General features: G+C 60.9%; 23 protein-coding genes. 12 read left to right on the plus strand and 11 right to left on the minus strand.

Annotated elements, in window-relative coordinates; all coding sequences use genetic code 11:
* Positions 1-896: 896 nt before the first annotated feature.
* Positions 897-1,322, minus strand: coding sequence for a YidB family protein (locus AC0L25_RS30175; protein ID WP_473598805.1), 426 nt, complete (start codon positions 1,320-1,322; stop codon positions 897-899).
* A 244-nt stretch (positions 1,323-1,566) separates the two neighbouring features.
* Between AC0L25_RS30175 and AC0L25_RS30180 the strand changes: the two genes are divergently transcribed.
* From AC0L25_RS30180 to AC0L25_RS30200, 5 genes are all read left to right on the plus strand, one after another.
* Positions 1,567-1,779 carry a KTSC domain-containing protein gene (locus AC0L25_RS30180; protein WP_473598806.1) on the plus strand — a complete coding sequence of 71 codons (213 nt, stop codon included), beginning with the start codon at positions 1,567-1,569 and terminating at the stop codon, positions 1,777-1,779.
* 1,122 nt (positions 1,780-2,901) lie between these two features.
* Entirely contained in the window at positions 2,902-3,069 is a 168-nt protein-coding gene (locus tag AC0L25_RS30185) for a hypothetical protein (protein WP_473598807.1), read from the plus strand.
* 237 nt (positions 3,070-3,306) lie between these two features.
* Positions 3,307-3,546 carry a DUF982 domain-containing protein gene (locus tag AC0L25_RS30190; protein WP_473598826.1) on the plus strand — a complete coding sequence of 80 codons (240 nt, stop codon included), beginning with the start codon at positions 3,307-3,309 and terminating at the stop codon, positions 3,544-3,546.
* A gap of 464 nt (positions 3,547-4,010) precedes the next feature.
* Positions 4,011-4,310: a DUF1236 domain-containing protein gene (locus AC0L25_RS30195; RefSeq protein ID WP_473598808.1), complete on the plus strand. Its 300-nt coding sequence runs from the start codon at positions 4,011-4,013 to the stop codon at positions 4,308-4,310.
* 71 nt (positions 4,311-4,381) lie between these two features.
* Positions 4,382-4,582, plus strand: coding sequence for a hypothetical protein (locus tag AC0L25_RS30200; protein ID WP_473598809.1), 201 nt, complete (start codon positions 4,382-4,384; stop codon positions 4,580-4,582).
* A gap of 20 nt (positions 4,583-4,602) precedes the next feature.
* Here AC0L25_RS30200 and AC0L25_RS30205 read toward each other — a convergent pair whose 3' ends face one another.
* Positions 4,603-4,806 carry a hypothetical protein gene (locus AC0L25_RS30205; RefSeq protein ID WP_473598810.1) on the minus strand — a complete coding sequence of 68 codons (204 nt, stop codon included), beginning with the start codon at positions 4,804-4,806 and terminating at the stop codon, positions 4,603-4,605.
* 110 nt (positions 4,807-4,916) lie between these two features.
* Positions 4,917-5,114 (minus strand): hypothetical protein, encoded by a 198-nt coding sequence (locus AC0L25_RS30210; RefSeq protein WP_473598811.1) that lies wholly within the window; start codon positions 5,112-5,114, stop codon positions 4,917-4,919.
* A 504-nt stretch (positions 5,115-5,618) separates the two neighbouring features.
* On the opposite strand from AC0L25_RS30210, the gene AC0L25_RS30215 reads away from it, so the two are divergent.
* Entirely contained in the window at positions 5,619-6,845 is a 1,227-nt protein-coding gene (locus AC0L25_RS30215; RefSeq protein WP_473598812.1) for an anion transporter, read from the plus strand.
* Between the two features lie 38 nt (positions 6,846-6,883).
* On the opposite strand, the gene AC0L25_RS30220 is transcribed toward AC0L25_RS30215, so the two are convergent.
* On the minus strand, positions 6,884-7,468 hold the full coding sequence (locus AC0L25_RS30220) for a TetR/AcrR family transcriptional regulator (RefSeq protein ID WP_473598813.1): 585 nt from the start codon (positions 7,466-7,468) through the stop codon (positions 6,884-6,886).
* An 84-nt stretch (positions 7,469-7,552) separates the two neighbouring features.
* On the opposite strand from AC0L25_RS30220, the gene AC0L25_RS30225 reads away from it, so the two are divergent.
* On the plus strand, positions 7,553-8,368 hold the full coding sequence (locus AC0L25_RS30225) for a crotonase/enoyl-CoA hydratase family protein (RefSeq protein WP_473598814.1): 816 nt from the start codon (positions 7,553-7,555) through the stop codon (positions 8,366-8,368).
* A gap of 108 nt (positions 8,369-8,476) precedes the next feature.
* Here AC0L25_RS30225 and AC0L25_RS30230 read toward each other — a convergent pair whose 3' ends face one another.
* The 7 genes from AC0L25_RS30230 to AC0L25_RS30260 all read right to left on the minus strand — a co-directional run bounded on the left by AC0L25_RS30230 (position 8,477) and on the right by AC0L25_RS30260 (position 13,618).
* The gene (locus tag AC0L25_RS30230; RefSeq protein WP_473598815.1) at positions 8,477-8,866 is read right to left on the minus strand and encodes a YkvA family protein; all 390 of its coding nucleotides are present in this window, start codon (positions 8,864-8,866) and stop codon (positions 8,477-8,479) included.
* A gap of 110 nt (positions 8,867-8,976) precedes the next feature.
* Entirely contained in the window at positions 8,977-9,174 is a 198-nt protein-coding gene (locus tag AC0L25_RS30235; RefSeq protein ID WP_473598816.1) for a hypothetical protein, read from the minus strand.
* Positions 9,175-9,364: 190 nt separating this feature from the next.
* A complete protein-coding gene (locus AC0L25_RS30240) occupies positions 9,365-9,694 on the minus strand; it encodes a cupredoxin domain-containing protein (RefSeq protein ID WP_473598817.1) in 330 nt (109 codons plus the stop codon).
* On the minus strand, positions 9,691-10,215 hold the full coding sequence (locus AC0L25_RS30245; RefSeq protein ID WP_473598818.1) for a DUF4142 domain-containing protein: 525 nt from the start codon (positions 10,213-10,215) through the stop codon (positions 9,691-9,693). The genes AC0L25_RS30240 and AC0L25_RS30245 overlap by 4 nt, the downstream gene beginning before the upstream one ends.
* 99 nt (positions 10,216-10,314) lie before the next feature.
* Positions 10,315-10,980 (minus strand): RNA polymerase sigma factor, encoded by a 666-nt coding sequence (locus AC0L25_RS30250; protein ID WP_473598819.1) that lies wholly within the window; start codon positions 10,978-10,980, stop codon positions 10,315-10,317.
* A gap of 117 nt (positions 10,981-11,097) precedes the next feature.
* Positions 11,098-12,186, minus strand: coding sequence for an HPP family protein (locus AC0L25_RS30255; protein ID WP_473598820.1), 1,089 nt, complete (start codon positions 12,184-12,186; stop codon positions 11,098-11,100).
* 265 nt (positions 12,187-12,451) lie between these two features.
* Positions 12,452-13,618 carry a cystathionine beta-lyase gene (locus AC0L25_RS30260; protein ID WP_473598821.1) on the minus strand — a complete coding sequence of 389 codons (1,167 nt, stop codon included), beginning with the start codon at positions 13,616-13,618 and terminating at the stop codon, positions 12,452-12,454.
* A 441-nt stretch (positions 13,619-14,059) separates the two neighbouring features.
* Here AC0L25_RS30260 and AC0L25_RS30265 point away from each other — a divergent pair, with 441 nt between their 5' ends.
* The 5 genes from AC0L25_RS30265 (at position 14,060) to AC0L25_RS30285 (ending at position 19,114) form a co-directional block, all read left to right on the plus strand.
* Positions 14,060-15,088 (plus strand): amino acid ABC transporter substrate-binding protein, encoded by a 1,029-nt coding sequence (locus AC0L25_RS30265; RefSeq protein WP_473598822.1) that lies wholly within the window; start codon positions 14,060-14,062, stop codon positions 15,086-15,088.
* Positions 15,089-15,150: 62 nt separating this feature from the next.
* Complete coding sequence (locus tag AC0L25_RS30270; RefSeq protein WP_473598823.1) at positions 15,151-16,338, plus strand: amino acid ABC transporter permease; 1,188 nt, start codon at positions 15,151-15,153, stop codon at positions 16,336-16,338.
* A gap of 4 nt (positions 16,339-16,342) precedes the next feature.
* Positions 16,343-17,500, plus strand: coding sequence for an amino acid ABC transporter permease (locus AC0L25_RS30275; protein ID WP_473598824.1), 1,158 nt, complete (start codon positions 16,343-16,345; stop codon positions 17,498-17,500).
* Between the two features lie 21 nt (positions 17,501-17,521).
* A complete protein-coding gene (locus tag AC0L25_RS30280; RefSeq protein WP_473598825.1) occupies positions 17,522-18,325 on the plus strand; it encodes an amino acid ABC transporter ATP-binding protein in 804 nt (267 codons plus the stop codon).
* 120 nt (positions 18,326-18,445) lie between these two features.
* Positions 18,446-19,114, plus strand: coding sequence for a TIGR02117 family protein (locus AC0L25_RS30285; RefSeq protein WP_473598827.1), 669 nt, complete (start codon positions 18,446-18,448; stop codon positions 19,112-19,114).
* Positions 19,115-19,360 lie beyond the last annotated feature (246 nt).

Genomic DNA, 19,360 nt, shown 5'->3' on the forward strand with positions numbered 1-19,360 from the left:
CTTGACCCCAGCACCGCTGTGCTCAGGTGCTCATGGCCGCCGGATACGCACGTCTGCGATCTTCACCGGATGCGTACAGCTATGATAACGGGTGATTAGTAGGGGCGAGTTATGCAAGAAGAGGGGGAAACGTTGAGCCGCATTTTGGCAACGGTCATCGCAGGAATCTGCTTCACAATATCGACTGCTTCGGCCGGGAAGTTAGAGCAAAACATCAATTACTTGGCACGTATGGCAGATGGCAAATTGCATCGGGCTGCAGAAATTTCAGGTGGCATCTATGGCCTATTGAAAAGGTGCCCGGCGCTGAGACCAAGCGAAAGTGGAAAAGCCATGATGGCTGTCCCCCTCCTTTTGAACGAGGGGCTAGATAAACACTTGGCGCCTCCCGCTAAATTCACACGGGCTATCCGCGTGTTTAATGGCGCTTACCGTAAGGCTGTTCTGAGTAAGGTTAGTTGCAAGGCCGGGAAGGCTAAGGACCCAGATAGTTACCGGTAGATGTCCGCCCTGGGGCCAATCCATATCGTGGGACTTATTATGGCCGTAGCTAAAAAGGACCAGGAACGCGTGACGTGTGCGCCTGGATGTATGGCGGGTCAGGCTCGCAAGACGGCAAGTAGCGTGGCGTCCCGCAGTATTGGTACGAATACGTCGAAGCGTGGCTACAAGGCTTCGACGGCGTGCCGTTCGCTTGTGCCGACAAGAGCAAGCCTGTCAGCGATCGATTTGATCTCGCCCGCCGTGCCGAAAGGTGCGGTGGGATTTTTTCGTATGAAACAACTTGGCTTGAGCGGAAGTTCTGCTTCTGCAGCATGTTCTCGCAGTGCGATCGGATTTCCCGATCAGCCCGCGTCCTCTGCCGGAGACGCGGGCCCTCATTTTTCAGCTTGGTGCTAAGTGCGACTAGCTCCAGGGATCTCGTCGAGAAGATTTGGACCTTTGCTCACAGGCATCTGGCCGTCGGGAGTAAGCTTGTCCACCGCGTCGGGCAGTTCTCTTGTGAGCCGGTCGAGAAGTTCGTCGCGGGACAAACCGGTTCGGTCAGCGAGATCGCTCAACGTTTGCGGGTCGATCGCTTTCTCGACCTGATCGCGCTGAACGGGGCGATTTGATCCTGTACCGACCCAAGAATCAACTTGATCACCCGCCCCCGCATTCCGGAGACGGTTGTCCAGGATATCGCCGAGCCCGCCGGGGGAGCCAGCGCTTTTGGGATCTGTCGAGGTCCTATCGGTGATTAACTCGCCGATCTTGTCCCTGTTCTTGTAGGCAAGCAGGCCAAGCAAGGCTATGGCGACTTTTCCTATGTCAAGGCTCATTTCGCATCTCCTTCCATGAAGAACGGACAAGGCATGCGGCTTTGAAAGGTTCCACGGAATTGCTGCCGGGCTGGTTTTCCGTTCGGTTAGGGCGATTGGAGCGCCCCGGTCGGCTCCTGGCGAGACTTCAGCACGCGCGCGTCGAGCCGGAATGACGCGCGATCGCCCCATTTTGGGCCGCCCCTACAGAAGGGAACGTGACGGGCTTCCGATCGTTGACGGCTTTTAATCGAGCGATCGTCCCATGCCATCCACCTCGATACGCAAAACGGAATACGATCCGGAGCGCAAAGTCCTTTCGGTGTGGTTCGTGGCCAGCGGCAAACGGTACGAGTTTGAGGGCGTGCCGCCGGAGACCTTTGCCGCGTTCAAAGCCGCCTTTGCCAAGGGCCGCTACTTCAACGAGCACATCCGCAATCACTTCCGCTACCGTCTGGTTGGACCGGCGGTCGACTGAGCAGCATCAGCGGACGATCTCTTTTGGCAGGGATGCGGCTCGTTCGTCGCGGCCGTCCGGCCAGCCCTTTGCGAGGCAAGGTCGGACATCGGAACGAAAGGCGGCTCCGCGAATTCTACTGCTAGATAATCGGAATCGTCGCCCATGAGGCTAGCGACCCTCCACCTTGAACTGCGAAATACGTATATCGCGCCGAAAGGCTCGCGCGGCTGAAGCAGCAAATCATCCGGCACATCAAGCGCACTGACGCCTCGGCTCAAAAAGTCGAGCAAGCGCTGGCTAGTCTGGCCGAAGCAAACGCACCCATGGACCGGCTCGCGCGGCATCAGTAGGGCCGCGCTTATGTGCGCTCACGCCCGACGAAGCTGCGGCTACTGAGTAGGGGTTGCTACGCTCTTCTAGCTAGCGCTCGATCCTCCAACCGCCGGTTGCTAGACGCGACGCAGCCGGCGCGCGTAGGATTTCTGCGCAGCGGGCACACACCCCCCGCCCACCCCCTCGTGCCTGGTGAACGACTAGGACGCTCGCCCGCCGTGCCGAAAGGTGCGGCGGGCTTTTTCGTGTGGAACAAACGATTAGACTGACAGTTAGGGACTTCTGCAGCACGTCATCACAGACAAGCGCTGCGAGATCGGACATGCACTTTTGGCGAAAAAGACAGTCGTCCTCGTTGCTGAGGATGAACCTCTCATAGCGTTCGATCTCGAACTGGCGCTTTGCGACGCAGGATTTACAGTCTTCCTGGCAGCATCCTGCGAGGAGGCTCAAAGGTGGCTGGCAGATGAACGCCCGTCCTGATGGGCGTGCCTTTCGTGGTGCACACCGGTGTTATCCCGGAAGGGTGCGATTCAGCATTCGCCTCTGGAAAGTTCATCGCCAAGGCAGTCGGCCCACTTGTGAGGTCGATGATTCCGGCTGACTTGCCGGAGCCGCCACTCCGGGCCGCAGCCCTCCGTGCTGACGCCAGAGCTGCCGGCCGGCTGCCCTTTGGGGACTGACGTCCCCGTGCCGTAGCTGCCAACTGCCGATACGGCTGGATAGGGTTGGCTCGGGGCTTTTTTTAGTCACGCGCTCGGGAACAAGCGCCAGATAGCGAAGTTAGCAGCGCAAGGAGTTTCTCCTATGGCTGACGAACAGGATAGAGCGCCGAACAACCCTGAAATCGTTGTTCGACGCTTGGTCAAAGAAACCGGCATTACCGAAGAACAGGCCCGAGAGCTTATCTTCTTCCTCGGGCTCCAATGGGCATCGCTGCTCCGGGAAGCAAAAGCCCTAGCTACAAAGCGGTAGGGGCGTCAGATAATCGCCAAGCTTCTTCGTCCAGGGTACCGAAACGATCAAGGCTCTTCGGACGTCCAGCCCGTGAGACCGAGCAACGCGGCTTCGCCTGGCGAATTCAGAGCACCACTGCCCGATGCACGGTCATGCAACCACCGCCATGTCTTCGCGTTTAGCCACTTCAATTCTGGAGAAGCGACAAAGATGCCGGCGTTTATACCGATTACGATTTACCTGAATCACAAATCGATGCTGGTTGCGTCGATACCTGATGCTGAGACCGCGCTTCAGCAACCATGGCCATTCATGGACAAGCCGTCCCGACTTGAGGCAATCCGAATGGTTGAGGAATGCCTGGCCGGACATTGCAGTCACCAGGCTGCGTTCGCTGCATTCGAGGCGGCCGCATCTGAACAGGGCCTTCTCAAGCAGAAGCCTCCAAGCGTAGGCCTCAGGAAGTTCGACGGGGTTGCCGAAGACCTGCTGTGAGGTGATGCCGCCCTCGCAACCTTGATCGTTGACAGGCCTCGCCCGGCCGGACTGGCCAAGCCATGATTTGCGGACCACCCGCCAAATCGAGGAACGGCGGGTGGTCGCTTATCAGCGCAGGAAGGGACTTAGCTGCGCGGATCTCAAATCGGGTGCCTTTAGCTAACGATGATTCCTATCGCCAGGAACGTGATCGATACAGCGAACATCGGAGCGAGTAACCAGCGAGCTTGGTAAACACTATTCTCCATGGTCTCTCTCCTGTGAGCACATGGCGAGCAACGAGTGCTGGCAGTCCCGGTTCCGGGCTGCGCCCCGTCCTAGCCCTATGCGTACAGCAACGTCAGACTTAGGTCCTACCTTTGAGAAGACCGAAGCCCAATCAGGGAACGTTTGCGGCCGCCTGAGGTTGGGTGGGGCTGGCGCGACGAGCCGTTCAGCGGAACTCACGCAAGGAGCCCATTATGAGAATGCATCTTTCAACTTTCGCCGCAGGATTTCTGCTGCTGGCGGGCATCGGCGCCGCTGCTGCTCAGGACGTAATCATCGAGCCTGAACAGGAGACGGTCATCAGGGAATATGTGAAGAAACAGCCGCTCGCATCGGTGAAAATCCCTGGAGTGGAGCTCAATATCGGCTCAACCGTGCCCGAGACGGTCGAACTTCATGAAGTTCCCAAAACCAAATACCGGACCGTTGTCGTCGACAACCGAACCGTTGTCGTTGACCCGGGCACACGCAAGATCATCAAAATTATCGAATGACGAATGCGACTGGGAGGACAGCCCGCCGTGCCGAAAGGTGCGGCGGGTAGCCAGCAAGGGAGGATATCACCATGTCAAACCGTGAGATTGGAGCCTCCGAGGCGCTGCGAATGCGAGTGGCTGACCTCAGCGAGAGGATGCGCGGCGCCCGGATTACCGAGAGCGAACTGATGACCTTTCGAAAGGTCGCAGCCGTCATGGAGGATGGCAAGGGCAGAATCGATGCCGACGATTTTATTGCTGCATCCTTTGTGCTCGAGACGCTGGACTAACCAGAGCCGCCGTTAAGCACTCAAGAAAGCGAAGCGCTGCAATGTCCCTCTCTCCCAGCCTGTTCTCTGTTGGCCTGACTTTCCAATGCCCGCAGTGCAACTTCACCGTCATCAAGAACGGCAGTTGGTTTCAGGTCGTCTCCCACTACAGGTGCGAGGGATGCGGACGCCAGATCCGGATTACCTATCCCGACAAGATTGGTATCTTCAAGAAGCACGCGCACTTGGCCACTCCCCCGCCGGAGGCGCGATAGATGCGGCAGATGTGCAGACCAAATCCTTCATCGAAAGTGAGCTCGAATTGCCGGGGTATGGCGCCGAGCGTCATGGTGACCTAGATAAACCAGGTCGCTACCAGCCCTAAAGAGGCGGAAAAGATTGCGACCGTAGTAGCCCATCCCAGAGCGTTGGTTGTGCGGCTGTTGACCTTGTCTCCCATGATCCGCGGGTTGTTCGTCATTAGCATGATAAGAAGAAGCAGTGGCGGCGTGGAAAAGCCCTGCACGATGCCGGACCAGACGAGCGCCTTCATTGGGTTGAAACCCAGGAAATTCAGGCCGATTCAGCGTGAAGGCGCCGATCGCGATGTAGAACTTTGGCGCCTCACGCGGCTTGGCATGAAGACTGTGCTTCCATCCAACTGCCTGCGCCAGATCGTATGCCGCGTCAGCCGGGTGTTCAGCGCTCGCTTTGCCATGCCGAAGGCGCGTTCTTCGCTTTGCTGGTCGGCCGGCCCAAAGGTGGGGACAGTCTCCATCCTCGCCATGATTCCAATGAGCTTGGGCTTCTTCTAAGCCTTTATCTTTGACGGAAGCATACCCCCAACGTTTTACGAGAAACAATGCTGGTGTGATTGTCGGGATGAGTTGGCCGATGATGCGCCTGGTTCGACGCTGTGCGCGTCGCATCAATGTTTGATATTGCCAAGGCTCGCCCGATCGGATTGAGCTCGGGTGAGTGTGGCGGCAGGAATCACAGCTTGCGCCGGCTACCCTTATGGCGGGGCAGGGCGGACCTGAACGGGGCTTTTCCACGAATGACATTGATGGGTGCGGCGGCACTGCTGATCCTGATCCTGACCTATGCCGGCGTCGCCGTCGGCAGGTTCCCCGGCTTGCGCCTCGACCGGGCAGGCATCGCGCTGCTCGGCGGTGCGGCGATGATCGCCATCGGTGCGCTCAGCCTGGAGGACGCCTACCGTGCCATCAATTTCGACACCATTACGCTGCTGCTCGGCATGATGATCGTCGTGGCGCATCTGAAAGTGTCGGGCGCTTTTCGCGCGCTCGGCGCCGTCGCCATCGAGCACGCGCACGCGCCGTTCATGCTGCTGGTGATGGTGACGCTGCTGACCGGCGTTCTGTCAGCGTTCCTGGTCAACGACGCGATCTGCCTGGTCATGGCGCCGATCGTCGTCCACGTCACCCGCGTCATCAACCGCAACCCTGTCCCCTATCTGATCGCTACGGCGACGGCGTCGAATTGCGGCAGCGTCGCCACCATCACCGGCAATCCGCAGAATATGGTCATCGGCGCGCTGCCGGGGATATCCTATCCGGCCTTCTCGGCAGCCCTGGCGCCGGTCGCGCTGTTCGGCCTCGGCGCCGTCATCGTCATCGTACGGATCGTCTATCGCACCGAATTCGCGCGCAAGGCCGAACTCAGCCCCGAGGTCTATCGCGGCCGTATGCTGCCGGGACAGGTGCTCAAGGCGGTGGTGGTCTGCATCGGGCTGGCGATCGCCTTCTTTGCCGGCGTTCCGGTTGCCAAGGCGGCGCTCATCGGCGGCGCCATTCTTCTCGTGACCCGCGCCATCAAGCCGGCGCGCATCTACCGCGAGATCGACGGGCCGCTGCTGTTCATGTTTGCCGGCTTGTTCATCGTCGTCGCCGGCGCCGAGAAGACGCTGCTCAGCCCCGACATCGTCGTCTTGGCAAAAGACCTCGGGCTGGACGACGTCTGGCGGCTGTCCGGCTTCACCGCTGTGCTGTCCAACATCATGAGCAACGTTCCGGCCGTGCTGGCGCTGCGGCCGTTCATACCCGGCCTGGAAGACCCCGAGCGCGCCTGGCTGGTCGTCGCCATGAGCTCGACGCTGGCCGGTAATTTCACGCTGCTCGGTTCAGTCGCCAATTTGATCGTCGCCGAGTACGCGCGGGTCTCCGGCACACCACTGTCCTTCGCCGCCTTCTTCAAGGTCGGTCTGCCGCTGACGCTGGTTACGCTGCTTGCCGGGACGGCATGGCTGGCGCTCGGGGTTTAGGCGACACGGATCGTTGCGGCAGCACTGCGAGCCGGTCATCATACGCTGTTTTGGGATCTCGCCCGAACAAGCGTCGAGGCGGCATGCCCCGCCGCCTCGATATAGTCGGGGTTGCGGTGGATCAGCATGATCGAGAAGGCGCCGTCCATGAGAAGGACGATTTCGCGCGCCAGGGTCTGCGGCTCCAAGATGCCGCGGCCTGACATTTCGCTGGCCAGCCATTTTTCGAAATTCGCCTTGTGTCGCGACCCGACCTTGATCGCCGGGTGCCCGGGCATGGCGGCGAGTTCCGCGGCCGTTCGCAGGAAACCGCATCCTTTCCACCTGGGATGGCGTGCCACGCGTGCCAGATTGGTGAAGATCGCTTCGACCTTGCGATCGGGACCGCCTTCGGCGGCGTCGAACCAGCCCGCCATCTGCTTCAGGTTCGGCTGGTCGCGGCCATCGAGATAGGCAGCGATCAGGTCGTCCTTGCTCTTGAAATGATAGTAAAGCGTGCGCTTGGTGAGGCCTGCCTTTTCGGCGACGGCATCGACGCTGACGCGGCCAATCCCCTCGGAATAAAAGAGCTTCGTCGCGGCGTCGACAATGCGTTTGCGGGTAGGGCTGGGCGCTTGCTTCATAGCATGAGGTATACCGACTAGTGAATATACAAACAATCGAAAGCCTGATCCTTTCCTGCCACCGTATCCGGGAAAGGAAGCCAAATGACCGAACTTGTCCTAGGCGAGGTTCGCGACGGAGTTGCCGTGCTGACTCTCAATCGCCCTGAAAAACTCAACGCGCTGAACTACGCCTTGATCGACCGCCTGCTGGCCATCCTCGACGCCGTCGAGATCGATGGCTCCATCCGGGCAGTCATCCTCACCGGCGCAGGCGAGCGGGCGTTCTCGGCGGGCGGCGACATCCACGAATTCTCAGCAAGCGTGGCGCTTGGCGCCGATGTCGCCTTGCGCGATTTCGTCATGCGCGGGCAGCGATTGACGGCGCGGCTGGAAGCGTTCCGCAAACCCGTCATCGCCGCCGTCAACGGCCTTGCCTTTGGCGGAGGCTGCGAAATCACCGAGGCCGTGCCACTTGCCGTCGCCAGCGAGCGTGCCTCATTCGCCAAGCCCGAAATCATTCTCGCCATGCCCCCGACCTTCGGCGGCACGCAGCGCCTACCGAGGCTCGCTGGACGAAAGCGGGCGCTCGAATTGCTGCTGACCGGCGAGGCGTTCTCGCCGCAACGCGCACTCGAACTCGGCCTCGTCAACCGAGTGGTTCCACACGACGACCTGATACCGGTTGCACTGGATCTCGCTCAGCGTATTTCCCAGCACTCACAACTGGCCGTCGCCAGTATCCTTACCGCAGTGACGCGCGGCCTCAACCAGTCCATCGCGGAAGGATTGCTGGTTGAGGCCGAACAGTTCGCCCGCATGGCGCCGACCGCCGATCTGTGCGAAGGGCTCGATGCCTGGATCGCACGCCGCAAGCCGAGCTATTCCGGTTCATGGACGCGCGTTGCTACTGGCGAGTGAAGCGCAAGTGGATTGTCACCTCGCTGGAGTCGGCGTCAAACAACTGAACAGACGTCGGTAGTTCCGGAGGTATTCAAGGCGTTCGATCATGGAGAAAGCCTGATCGGACTATTTGGCGTGGGTGGGCCAAAAAGCCCAGATCAGCAAGGCTGCCAAAGCCAGCCAGAGCGCCACGACAAAGAACATTCCCGTCCTGCTTTGCGGGCGTGTTTCGAGCGCGGCAGCCTGCGCTCGAAACTCGTCCATCAGCGACGGCGGAACAAGCCTTATGGCCAGGATTACGCCGAGCGGCACTATGATCAGGTCGTCGAGATAACCGAGCACCGGAATAAAATCCGGGATCAGGTCGATTGGGGAAAGCGCATAGGCGGCCACCATCCCCGCCACGAGTTTCGCGGACCAGGGCACCCGAGGATCGCGTGCGGCGAACCACAGGGCGACGACATCGAGCTTGATGTCGCGCGCCCGGCTCTTTGCCGCTTCCAGCCATGCTTTCATAGGGTTACTTTAGCACAGATTGTCGTCCGCCTGCATTCGAGCGGCGGTCGCTGGTCGTAGAAAGACTGGACCAGACCGTCCGCGGCGCGTCTCAAAGGATGCGCGGCGCTCTAACGCTCCGACCATTCGGTGCTGCCCGCCGGCTTCGAAACATAGGCGTCGAGAAAGTCCTGCGAGGCGACATCGTCGGCGAGGCTCCTCAGCTTTTCGGCCGCGGCCGCCCCCAAAATCGCCTCGACGCGCCGGTTGGCCTCGACCCACACGACATATGCCTGCTGGTATCGCGCTTTTCCGAGTGGCGTCAGCACAGCATGTTTCGTTCGCCGATCATGGGCATCCTGGCGGACCTCGACCAAACCGTCGCGCTGTGGGAAATCTACGACGCCGCCCGCGCCACCCTGTTCGCCGCGACGCAGACCGCGAGCCGGTGCCCCGCTACCAGGCGGCTTGACGCCGCCCGACCGCCCTGCGCGTGCAGGGCGGTCTCTGCTGGCTTGGCTAGGGCGACGTCACCGTCATTTGCCCTTTCATGTTGGGGTGGAAGCGGCAGAAATAGTCGAACGAACCTGCCCTCTTCAGCGTCAGGCTCGCCGATGTCTTCGGCGGGATCATCACCTCCCAGCCGCCTTTGACGGTCGCCGTGTGGGCGAACACGTCCTTGTTGATCCACTCGATCGTGTCGCCGACCTTCGCTTCGACAGCGGCTGGCGAGAACACCAGCTTCTCGACCGTCACCTCAATCGTTTCGGCCTTGGCGGGTGCGGCAGCAACAGTCAGCGCCATTGCAATCCACAGATGCCGTTTCGACACCGTCGGTGCTGTTCTCATTTCAGCATGCCGGCGACATGTTCGGCATGCTGTTCATGGCCCTGGAATAGCTTCAGGCCGGTCTCCAGCAGGCTCTTCAGTTCGGCGTTCTCGGCTGAGGGGATCAGCAGGGTTTCGAGCGCGCCGTTGACCTGCTTGTGGTAGGCGACCTCGTTGTCGACATAGGCCTTGTCGAACGCGGCGCCGTCGAGCTTGGCGAGCTTCGCCCGTTCCTCGGCCGCCGCCTTGGTCAGCGCCTTGCTGGTGGCGTTGTCCTCTGGCGTCACGTTGAGCTTCTTGACCAGGTCAAGCGCTTGTTTGTTCACGGCTTCATGGTCTCGCACCATGTCTTTGGCGAAATCGAGAATCTCCTTGTTCCTCGATTTCTTCAGTGCTTGCATGGCCGCCTCGACGTCAAGCACGCCGGCTGTGTAGGCGATGTGGGCGATCTGCGGGTCGCTCGGCTTGTCGGAGGCTTGCGCCAACGTCGCTTCGCTTAGCAGGAAAAGCGCGGCCAGTGCGGTGGTCGATCGAATAAACATGACGTTCTCCTTCGCCGGATGCGGTTGGCTCCGGGCATTTTCAGTTGACGATGATTGGATGCCGGAAGGGGGCAAACGTTCCCGGGAATTCGGGAAAAATCAGTCCGTAAAGCCAAGCCTCTGCATCACCGCGGCGGTCAGCCGTTCACACCGGCGGCCGGCGAAGGGGAAGGCATCGAGCAGCACCGGGCCGATCTGATCGGCCAGCGCCTTGCGGACGAAGGCGCGAGCGCGGTGCAGCCGGGTCTTGACGGTTTCGGGCCGCACATCAAGCAATTCTGCGGTCTCGTCTGTGCTGAGACCCTCGACCACCCGCGCCACGAATACTGTCCGGTAGACATCGGGAAGGCGATCGGTCGCCCGTTCAACAAGCTCGAGGATCTGCCGTTGCGCCATCATCCGCTCCGGATCGTCGCCGGGATTGAGGGGGAACTTGATGATTTCGGCTTGTAGATTTTGCGGCATCGCTACCGTTCGCCGCCTTTTGCGCAAACGCCCAAGCGCCTCGTTGATGACGATGCGCGACAGCCATGTGGCGAGAGAGGATTCGCCGCGAAAATCCCCGAGCTGGGCAAAGGCCCTGACATAAGCCTCCTGCACGATGTCTTCAGCCTCGCTGTCGTTGCGGACGACGCTGCGGGCGATACGATAGAGTCGCTGGTTGTGCATTTTGATAATCGTGTGGAAGGCTCCGCCCTCGCGCGCCAGCGCACGGCCGACAAGCTGCATCTCGCCAGATGCGGCGGGCATGACGGTGGCAGACATGGCCGGTTTCCTCATCGCGAGCCAATCTCATGACCGGAAGCAAATCCTCCGATCGAAACATTGGACGGCCTAACCGGGAAAAGGTTCCCGAACATTTTTCCCGGCTGCCGGCACCGCCTACGCTACCGCTTCCACCAACGCCTTGTCGCCAGCTTGCGCGCGTGCCGCTGCGGCCAGCAGATCGGTCTGCGTAATGAGGCCGAGGATGTGCTGGTTGTCGTCTACGATAACGACGGCGTGGCTGCGGCCGTCGGTAAGCACCGGCAGGAGGCCCATGGCCGGCGCGCTCGCCGAGGCAGTCGCCACGGCCTTTGTTACGCTTTTCACCGCTTGCGCTGCCCGCGCCAGTTCGCGCAATCCGACGGCGCCGATAAGCTTGGCCTCGGCGTCGACGACCGGCAGCGTCCGGATATTGTGATCGAGCAGCAGATGACGAGCCTCGTCGGCATCAGCATGCTCGTCCACGGAAATCACGTCGCGCGACATGATATCCTCGCACAGCAAGGTCCGGTGCGTGCGCACCATCGCCTGTAACTCCACCTGCCGCAGTAGCCGTTCGAGATCATTGCGGTCGATGTCGAACGTCTCCTCCAAAGCGCCGAGCGCAGCATCGATGTCCTCGGGCCGGAAACCGATACGCTCCTGCGCCGGTGGATCGATGGTGCCGTGGCTGTTCTTTGACGCAGCGGTGGCACCATGCGGGTAGGTCCGTCGCGTCAGCTTGTGAAAACCGTATCCGAGCGCCACCAGCACGATCGAGTTCAATGCCACCGGCACGAACGGAAACAGGAAGCCGGCGTCGATGACGGCCGGGCCGCCGAACACCGCCGTCAGAGCCGCCGCGCCGCCTGGTGGATGCAGGCAGCGTGTGAACGACATCGCGGCGATGGCCAATGATACCGCAATGCCCGCCGCAAGGACGGGCTCATGTATGAAACGCGCCACAATCACGCCGACGAGCGCCGATATGGTGTTGCCGCCGATGATCGACCAGGGTTGCGCCAACGGGCTCGCCGGCACTGCGAACAAAAGCACGGCCGAGGCACCCATCGGCGCCACGAGCAGCGGCACATGCGGGCCGCTGCCGAGCACGAGGCCACCGATCGCGCCGGTCAGCGCAATGCCGATCGTCGCACCGAAACAGGCGATCATGCGCTCGCGCAGTGTCGCGCCGGCCAGTATGGGAGAAAAAAGACGAAAGGCCATGGGTGCTCTGGGGTTTATCCCACTCTAGGGTTGATCCCCTAGGAGTGTTGAACTTTGAAACGCCTTGCAATGACGCCAGACTGCTGAATTCGAAAGCCAAACCAATCCGAGAAATAGCGGATTTGGGAAATATTGTTGCGCGACGCGGGTAGATCAGGCGAGGTCCGGGCCGCCAGCCGGAGCAGCTACACAGCGTGATCCGGCTAGTCTTTTCAAGAGGTTGAGCGCGTTTTCCGAATCGGTTTTGGAAGCTCGCCACTGCAGCTCAACCCACCGCCGCGGCGAGACCGCGCGCAAGGTCGGCCTTGAGGTCATCGACATCCTCAAGCCCGATCTGCAGGCGGATGAGCGGGCCATCATAAGGACCCTTGGCGACGACGCGGTCGCCGAGGAAGACCGGCACGGCAAGGCTCTCATAACCGCCCCAGGAATAGCCAAGGCCGAATATCCTGAGCGCGTCGAGGAAAGCATGCTGCTGTTTCTGGCCGCCGCCCTTGAGCACGATCGAAAAAATGCCGCTCGAGCCGCAGAAATCCCGTTTCCAGAGATCGTGATCAGGGTGGCTGGCAAGCGCTGGATGCAGCACACGCGCCACGCCCGGCTGGCCCTCCAGCCAGCCGGCGATATCAAGTGCGCTGCGCTGATGGTGGTCGAGGCGCACACCCATGGTGCGCAGGCCGCGCAGCACCTGATAGACATCGTCCGGCCCGGCGCAGCAGCCCATCGTGTAAAACGTCTCGCAAAGCTGTTTCCAGCAGGCCTTGTTGGCCGACGCGGTGCCGAGCAGCACGTCGGAATGGCCAGCCGGATATTTCGTCGCCGCATGGATCGAGATGTCGACGCCATAGTCGAGCGGGCGGAAGTAGAGCGGCGTCGCCCAGGTGTTGTCCATCATGACGATCGCACCTGCGGCGTGTGCCGCGCTGGCGATGGCCGGTATGTCCTGCACCTCGAAAGTGTTGGAGGCCGGCGATTCGGTGAACACGACCCTGGTGTTGGACTTGATCAGCGCCGCTATACCGGCACCTACATGTGGATCGTAGTACTCGACCTGGACGCCCAGCCGTTTCAACATCGTATCGGCGAAATTGCGGGTCGGGTGATAGACAGAATCGACGATCAGGACATGGTCGCCCGCCGACAGGAAGGCGAGCAGCGGCACCGTCACCGCCGCCAGGCCCGAGGGCACCACAATCGTGCCGGCCGAGCCTTCCAGCCCGTCGATGGCGCTGGCAAGCGCGTCGGTGGTCGGCGTGCCGCGCGTGCCGTAGGTGTATTTCTGACTGCGTGCCGCCATCGTCGCCGCGTTGGGATAGAGCACGGTCGAGGCATGCACGACCGGCGGATTGACGAAGCCGAAATAGTCGTGCGGATTGTTGCCCGAGTGGGCAAGCCGCGTGTTGATGCCCATTTCGTTGCCGTCTTTTGCCATCGCACTTCGCCTCTGATGAAGCGCTAGCCATAGTGCGGCGGCATTGGCCGCGCAACCGTTCGCCATCCGCCAGCCGGCGGACTTTGCATATGCCAATTCATCGCATGACAAGTCAGTCATACGCGGTAAATCCGGGCGAAGGGTTTGCCGGCGCAGCGGCGATTTGCGTTGACCGGGCTTTGCCGGCTTTGTTCGCACCGCTGACTAATTTCCAGGCGCGTTTGTCTGCAATTCAGGCATTTGCGGCAATTGGTTTTCGAACTCATTCGGTTTCGGTCATTTTCCTTGACCTCACTGAAATAATCGCCTTCGATGCAGTTCGTGAATGGGAGGCAGCGCGTCGGTTGCGATGCGGGTTCCGGGAATGGGCCGGAACCGGAAGCTGCGTTCACGGAAAAAAGTCAGGTTCGCCTGAAAAAAACAGAAAAGGGTCTGTGGGTTATGAAACACATTGCAATCGGCATTCTGGGCGCCGCCGCGCTTGGATTGGTGGCTTCGGCCGCGTCGGCGGCCACGCTCGACGACGTCAAGGCCAAGGGCTTCATCCAATGCGGCGTCTCGACCGGTCTGGCCGGCTTCTCGGCGCCGGACGACAAGGGCGACTGGCAAGGCATCGATGCGGATTTCTGCCGCGCTGTCGCGGCCGCCGTTTTCGGCGATGGCACCAAGGTCAAGTTCACGCCGCTCAGCGCCAAGGAACGCTTCACCGCGCTGCAGTCAGGCGAGATCGATCTCCTGTCGCGCAACACCACTTGGACCATCAACCGCGATACCGCGCTTGGGCTGAACTTCGTCGGCGTCACCTACTATGACGGCCAGGGCTTCATGATCAACGCCAAGAAGCTGCCGGGCGTGAACTCCGCGCTGCAGCTTTCGGGCGCGGCGGTCTGTGTGCAGAGCGGCACCACGACCGAGCTCAACCTCGCCGACTATTTCAAGTCGAACAAGATGGAGTACAACCCGGTCGTCTTCGAAAAGCTGGAAGAGGTCAACGCCGCCTATGACGCTGGCCGCTGCGACGTCTACACCACCGACCAGTCGGGTCTCTACGGCATCCGCCTGACGCTCGGCGCACCCGCCGACCACGTCGTGCTGCCCGAGATCATCTCCAAGGAACCGCTCGGACCGGCCGTGCGCCAGGGCGACGACCAATGGTACCACATCGTCAAGTGGACCTACTTCGCGCTGCTCGGCGCCGAGGAACTCGGCATCACCAAGGCCAATGTCGAAGAGATGAAGACCTCGGACAATCCCGAGATCAAGCGCGTGCTCGGTCAGGAGGCCGATACCAAGATCGGCACCGATCTCGGCGTCTCCAACGATTGGGTCGTCAACATCGTCAAAGCAGTTGGCAATTACGGTGAAATGTTCGAACGCAATGTCGGGTCGGGCAGCCCGCTGAAGATCGCGCGCGGCATCAACGCGCTGTGGACCAAGGGCGGCCTGCAATACTCTCCGCCGATCCGCTGATCGAAATGTGATCCGGAAGGCAGCTCTCTGCCTTCCGGTTTCTCTTTCCAGGGGATGGTCGAATGGCATCGCAGGAAATTCTTCGCGAGGAGCCAAGCCGCGGCTCCTTTATCAACGATCCGAAGGTCCGCGGCATATTCTTCCAGGCGGTGGTCGTCATCGTGCTGGTGGCGTTGGTCTGGTGGATCGTCCAAAACACTATCGACAATCTGACGCGCCTGCGCATTGCGTCAGGTTTCGGCTTCCTCAGGGGGCGCGCCGGCTTCGACATCAGTGACAGCGCCATTGCCTATTCGTCGGATTCGACCTATGGCCGCGCCATTCTGGTCGGCTTCATCAACACGCTCATCGTCGCCGTCGCCGGCATCATCACCGCCACGCTCATCGGCTTCATCCTCGGCGTCGGCCGGCTTTCGCACAACTGGCTGATCCGCAAGATCTGCACGGTCTATGTCGAGGTCTTCCGCAACATCCCGCCGCTGCTGGTCATCTTCTTCTGGTATTCAGGCGTGCTTTCGGTGCTGCCGCCGCCACGCGAAAGCATCAACCTGCCATTCGGCTCATTTCTCAACCAGCGCGGCTTCTACTTTTTGCGCCCTGTCTGGGGCGAGGGCTCCTGGCTTATCCTGGTGGCCCTGCTTCTCGGAATTGCCATGGCGTGGTTCGTCGCCCGCAAGGCGCGTCAGCGGCAGATGGCGACCGGCCAGCAATTCCCTGTGTTCTGGACATCAGTGGCTTTGATCATCGGCTTGCCGTTGCTGGCCTACGCGCTGAGCGGCTTCCCGCTGAGCTTCGATTATCCAAAGCAATCGACCTTCAACCTGACTGGCGGCTTTCAGGTCAAGCCGGAGTTCCTGTCGCTCTACCTGGCGCTGTCCTTCTATACGGCGGCCTTCATCGCCGAAATCGTGCGGGCCGGCATCATGGGCGTCAGCAAGGGGCAGACCGAGGCAGCCGGTGCGCTCGGGCTGCGGCCGGGATCGATCCTGCGGCTTGTCGTCATTCCGCAAGCCATGCGCATCGTCATTCCGCCGCTGACCAGCCAGTATCTGAACCTGACCAAGAACTCGTCGCTCGCCATCGCCATTGGCTACCCGGACCTGACGGCGACGACCGGCACGGTGCTGAACCAGACCGGCCAGGCGATTGAGTGCGTGCTGATCATGATGGTGGTCTATCTCGCGCTCAGTCTGTTGACGTCGGCGATCATGAACGTGGTCAACGCCAGAATGGCGCTAGTGGAGAGGTAGGGACATGCAGGAGCACGACCTTTCCTTCGTCCGCGTCGAAATGGCGCTGGCACAGTCGGCGCCGCCAAGCGAGCGCGGCCTGGGCGCCTGGATACGCAAGAACCTGATCGCTTCGGCCGGCGACACGATCCTGACAATCATCGGCATCGTGCTGGTCGCGATGATCCTGCCGCAACTGATCAGCTGGGCGTTCATCAACGCCCAATGGACCGGCACGGACCGCACCTTCTGCGCCACGGTGGCGCAGGGCGGTATCCAGCCGGACGGCTGGTCCGGCGCCTGTTGGGCCTTCGTCAACGCCAAGTTCGGCCAGTTCATGTTCGGCCGCTATCCGATCGATGAGCGCTGGCGGCCGATCCTGGTCGCCATCCTGTTCGTGGCACTGCTGGTTCCGCTGCTCATCCCGAAGGTGCCGCGCAAGGGGCTGAACGCCATTTTGTTCTTCGGGGCGCTGCCGATCTTTGCCTTCATCCTGCTGGTTGGTGGCGTGTTCGGCCTGCCGCATGTCGAAACCTCCCTATGGGGCGGGCTGCTGGTGACGCTCACCCTGTCCTTCGTCGGCATTGCCGTGTCGCTGCCCCTCGGCATCGTACTGGCGCTGGGCCGGCGATCGAAGATGCCGATCGTCAAAATGCTGTGCGTCATCTTCATCGAGACGGTGCGCGGCATCCCGCTGATCACCGTCCTGTTCATGGCCAGCGTCATGCTGCCGCTGTTCCTGCCGGCCGGCGTCACCTTCGACAAGTTCCTGCGCGCGCTGATCGGTGTCTCGCTGTTTGCCGCTGCCTATATGGCCGAAGTGGTGCGCGGCGGCTTGCAGGCGATCCCCAAGGGCCAGTATGAGGGTGCGGATTCGCTCGGCCTCGGCTACTGGCAGAAGATGGGCCTGATCGTGCTGCCGCAGGCGTTGAAGCTGGTCATTCCCGGCATCGTCAACACGTTCATCGGCATGTTCAAGGACACCAGCCTGGTCTCGATCATCTCGATGTTCGACCTGCTCGGCGTCGTCAAACAGAATTTTTCCGACGCCAACTGGGCAACGCCGCAGACGGCCAGGTCCGGCCTGGTGTTCGCTGCCTTCGTCTTCTGGCTGTTCTGTTTCGGTATGTCGCGTTATTCGATGTTCACGGAACGCCGGCTCGACACCAGTTACAAACGCTAAGAACAAAAAAGGGAACCTTCCATGGCCATAGAAAATGCAGTCAGCGCGGAAGAGATCAAGGTCAATGCCGCCAAGATGCAGGTTTCCACCACCGATGTCGCCATCGACATCATCGCCATGCACAAATGGTACGGCGAATTCCATGTGCTGAAGGACATCAACCTGAAGGTGATGCGCGGCGAGCGCATCGTCATTTGCGGCCCTTCGGGCTCCGGCAAATCGACGATGATCCGCTGCATCAACCGCCTGGAAGAGCACCAGAAGGGCAAGATCATCGTCGACGGCAAGGAATTGACCAACGACCTCAAGAAGATCGACGAGGTGCGCCGCGAGGTCGGCATGGTATTCCAGCATTTCAACCTGTTCCCGCATCTGACCATCCTGGAAAACTGCACGCTGGCGCCGATCTGGGTACGCAAGACGCCGAAGAAGCAGGCCGAGGAAATCGCCATGCACTTCCTCACGCGCGTCAAGATCCCGGAACAGGCCCACAAATACCCCGGCCAGCTTTCCGGCGGTCAGCAGCAGCGCGTCGCCATCGCCCGCTCGTTATGCATGAACCCGCGCATCATGCTGTTTGACGAGCCGACCTCGGCGCTCGATCCGGAAATGATCAAGGAAGTGCTGGAGACGATGGTTGGCCTCGCCGAAGAGGGCATGACCATGCTCTGCGTCACCCACGAGATGGGCTTTGCGCGCAAGGTCGCCAACCGGGTGATCTTCATGGATCAGGGCCAGATCGTCGAGCAGAACACGCCGGCCGAGTTCTTCGACAATCCGCGCCACGAGCGTACAAAACTATTCCTGTCGCAGATCCTGCACTGATCGCGCTCGAGCAATCAAAAGAGCCCGACCGAAACCCGGCCGGGCTCTTTTGCGTCTGAGCTGTTAGCCGACAATCGCGCCCCGGTTGCAAGGCGGTTCCTCATGAAAAAAGCCGTCCCCATGAAAAAGCTTGGGCGTTTTCTCGCCATTCTGGTGGTGGTAATCGCGCTTGCCGTGATGCTGGGCACGTTCATTCCACGGCCGACGTTGCCGGCGGCCACCGCCGATCCGGTCGCCAGCAGGCACATCCTGGTGCTGAAAAATCCGATCCACACCGATATCGCCGTCCCGGTCGACGACGACGTGCGCAAGCGCTTCCATTTCCTGATTGATGACGGCATTCAGGTCGACATGGCTGAGGTCCGCTACATCGTCTTCGGCTGGGGAGGCCGCGCCTTCTATCTGGAGACGCCGACCTGGTCGGCGCTGAAGGCGGTGCCGGTGATGAAGGCGCTAACCCTTGACTCCTCGGTGATGCATGTCGATGTCGCCGGTAACATTGTCGAGCTGCACCCTGACGTCGCCCGCTTCGACATCAGCGAGGAGCGTTTTGCAGCACTGCTCGACTTCATCGCCGCAAGTTTCCAGCAAGGGCCCAACGGTCCGATCCTGATCGAGAATGCCGGCTATTCCAGGTTCGACCGCTTCTACGAAGCCAACGGTCATTTCAATGCGCTGGTCGGCTGCAACACCTGGACGGCGGCGGCTCTGCGTATCGCCGGCCTTCGGACAGGCTGGTGGAATCCGCTGCCAGCCTCGCTCGACCTGTCGATGCGGCTTCATAATTGATGGTTCCTCGCTGCGCAGACCGTAAGTCTTTGATGTTGAAGGGACAGCACCCCCCTCTGGCCTGCCGGCCATCTCCCCCCGCAAAGGGCCGCAAAGGGGGAGATCAGCAGCTTCCGCGCTCCGCTCACTCCTGCAACGTTGGAGATTGGCGAAGGCCGCAGTGACGGCCAATCTCCCCTCTTGAGGGCAGGGCTATCGCATTTGAGTCATGAGCTGGAAGAGATAAGCATCGTTCCAGCCTGCACG

It is taken from the genome of Mesorhizobium sp. WSM4813 (genome assembly GCF_055811555.1).

Coding starts and splice junctions, on each gene's coding strand:
- AC0L25_RS30175 (WP_473598805.1), bottom strand. CDS start 1,322: ATGAGCCTTGACATAGGAAAAGTCGCCATAGCCTTGCTTGGCCTGCTT.
- AC0L25_RS30180 (WP_473598806.1), top strand. CDS start 1,567: ATGCCATCCACCTCGATACGCAAAACGGAATACGATCCGGAGCGCAAA.
- AC0L25_RS30185 (WP_473598807.1), top strand. CDS start 2,902: ATGGCTGACGAACAGGATAGAGCGCCGAACAACCCTGAAATCGTTGTT.
- AC0L25_RS30190 (WP_473598826.1), top strand. CDS start 3,307: ATGCTGGTTGCGTCGATACCTGATGCTGAGACCGCGCTTCAGCAACCA.
- AC0L25_RS30195 (WP_473598808.1), top strand. CDS start 4,011: ATGAGAATGCATCTTTCAACTTTCGCCGCAGGATTTCTGCTGCTGGCG.
- AC0L25_RS30200 (WP_473598809.1), top strand. CDS start 4,382: ATGTCAAACCGTGAGATTGGAGCCTCCGAGGCGCTGCGAATGCGAGTG.
- AC0L25_RS30210 (WP_473598811.1), bottom strand. CDS start 5,114: ATGAAGGCGCTCGTCTGGTCCGGCATCGTGCAGGGCTTTTCCACGCCG.
- AC0L25_RS30215 (WP_473598812.1), top strand. CDS start 5,619: ATGACATTGATGGGTGCGGCGGCACTGCTGATCCTGATCCTGACCTAT.
- AC0L25_RS30220 (WP_473598813.1), bottom strand. CDS start 7,468: ATGAAGCAAGCGCCCAGCCCTACCCGCAAACGCATTGTCGACGCCGCG.
- AC0L25_RS30225 (WP_473598814.1), top strand. CDS start 7,553: ATGACCGAACTTGTCCTAGGCGAGGTTCGCGACGGAGTTGCCGTGCTG.
- AC0L25_RS30230 (WP_473598815.1), bottom strand. CDS start 8,866: ATGAAAGCATGGCTGGAAGCGGCAAAGAGCCGGGCGCGCGACATCAAG.
- AC0L25_RS30240 (WP_473598817.1), bottom strand. CDS start 9,694: ATGAGAACAGCACCGACGGTGTCGAAACGGCATCTGTGGATTGCAATG.
- AC0L25_RS30245 (WP_473598818.1), bottom strand. CDS start 10,215: ATGTTTATTCGATCGACCACCGCACTGGCCGCGCTTTTCCTGCTAAGC.
- AC0L25_RS30250 (WP_473598819.1), bottom strand. CDS start 10,980: ATGTCTGCCACCGTCATGCCCGCCGCATCTGGCGAGATGCAGCTTGTC.
- AC0L25_RS30255 (WP_473598820.1), bottom strand. CDS start 12,186: ATGGCCTTTCGTCTTTTTTCTCCCATACTGGCCGGCGCGACACTGCGC.
- AC0L25_RS30260 (WP_473598821.1), bottom strand. CDS start 13,618: ATGGCAAAAGACGGCAACGAAATGGGCATCAACACGCGGCTTGCCCAC.
- AC0L25_RS30265 (WP_473598822.1), top strand. CDS start 14,060: ATGAAACACATTGCAATCGGCATTCTGGGCGCCGCCGCGCTTGGATTG.
- AC0L25_RS30270 (WP_473598823.1), top strand. CDS start 15,151: ATGGCATCGCAGGAAATTCTTCGCGAGGAGCCAAGCCGCGGCTCCTTT.
- AC0L25_RS30275 (WP_473598824.1), top strand. CDS start 16,343: ATGCAGGAGCACGACCTTTCCTTCGTCCGCGTCGAAATGGCGCTGGCA.
- AC0L25_RS30280 (WP_473598825.1), top strand. CDS start 17,522: ATGGCCATAGAAAATGCAGTCAGCGCGGAAGAGATCAAGGTCAATGCC.
- AC0L25_RS30285 (WP_473598827.1), top strand. CDS start 18,446: ATGAAAAAGCTTGGGCGTTTTCTCGCCATTCTGGTGGTGGTAATCGCG.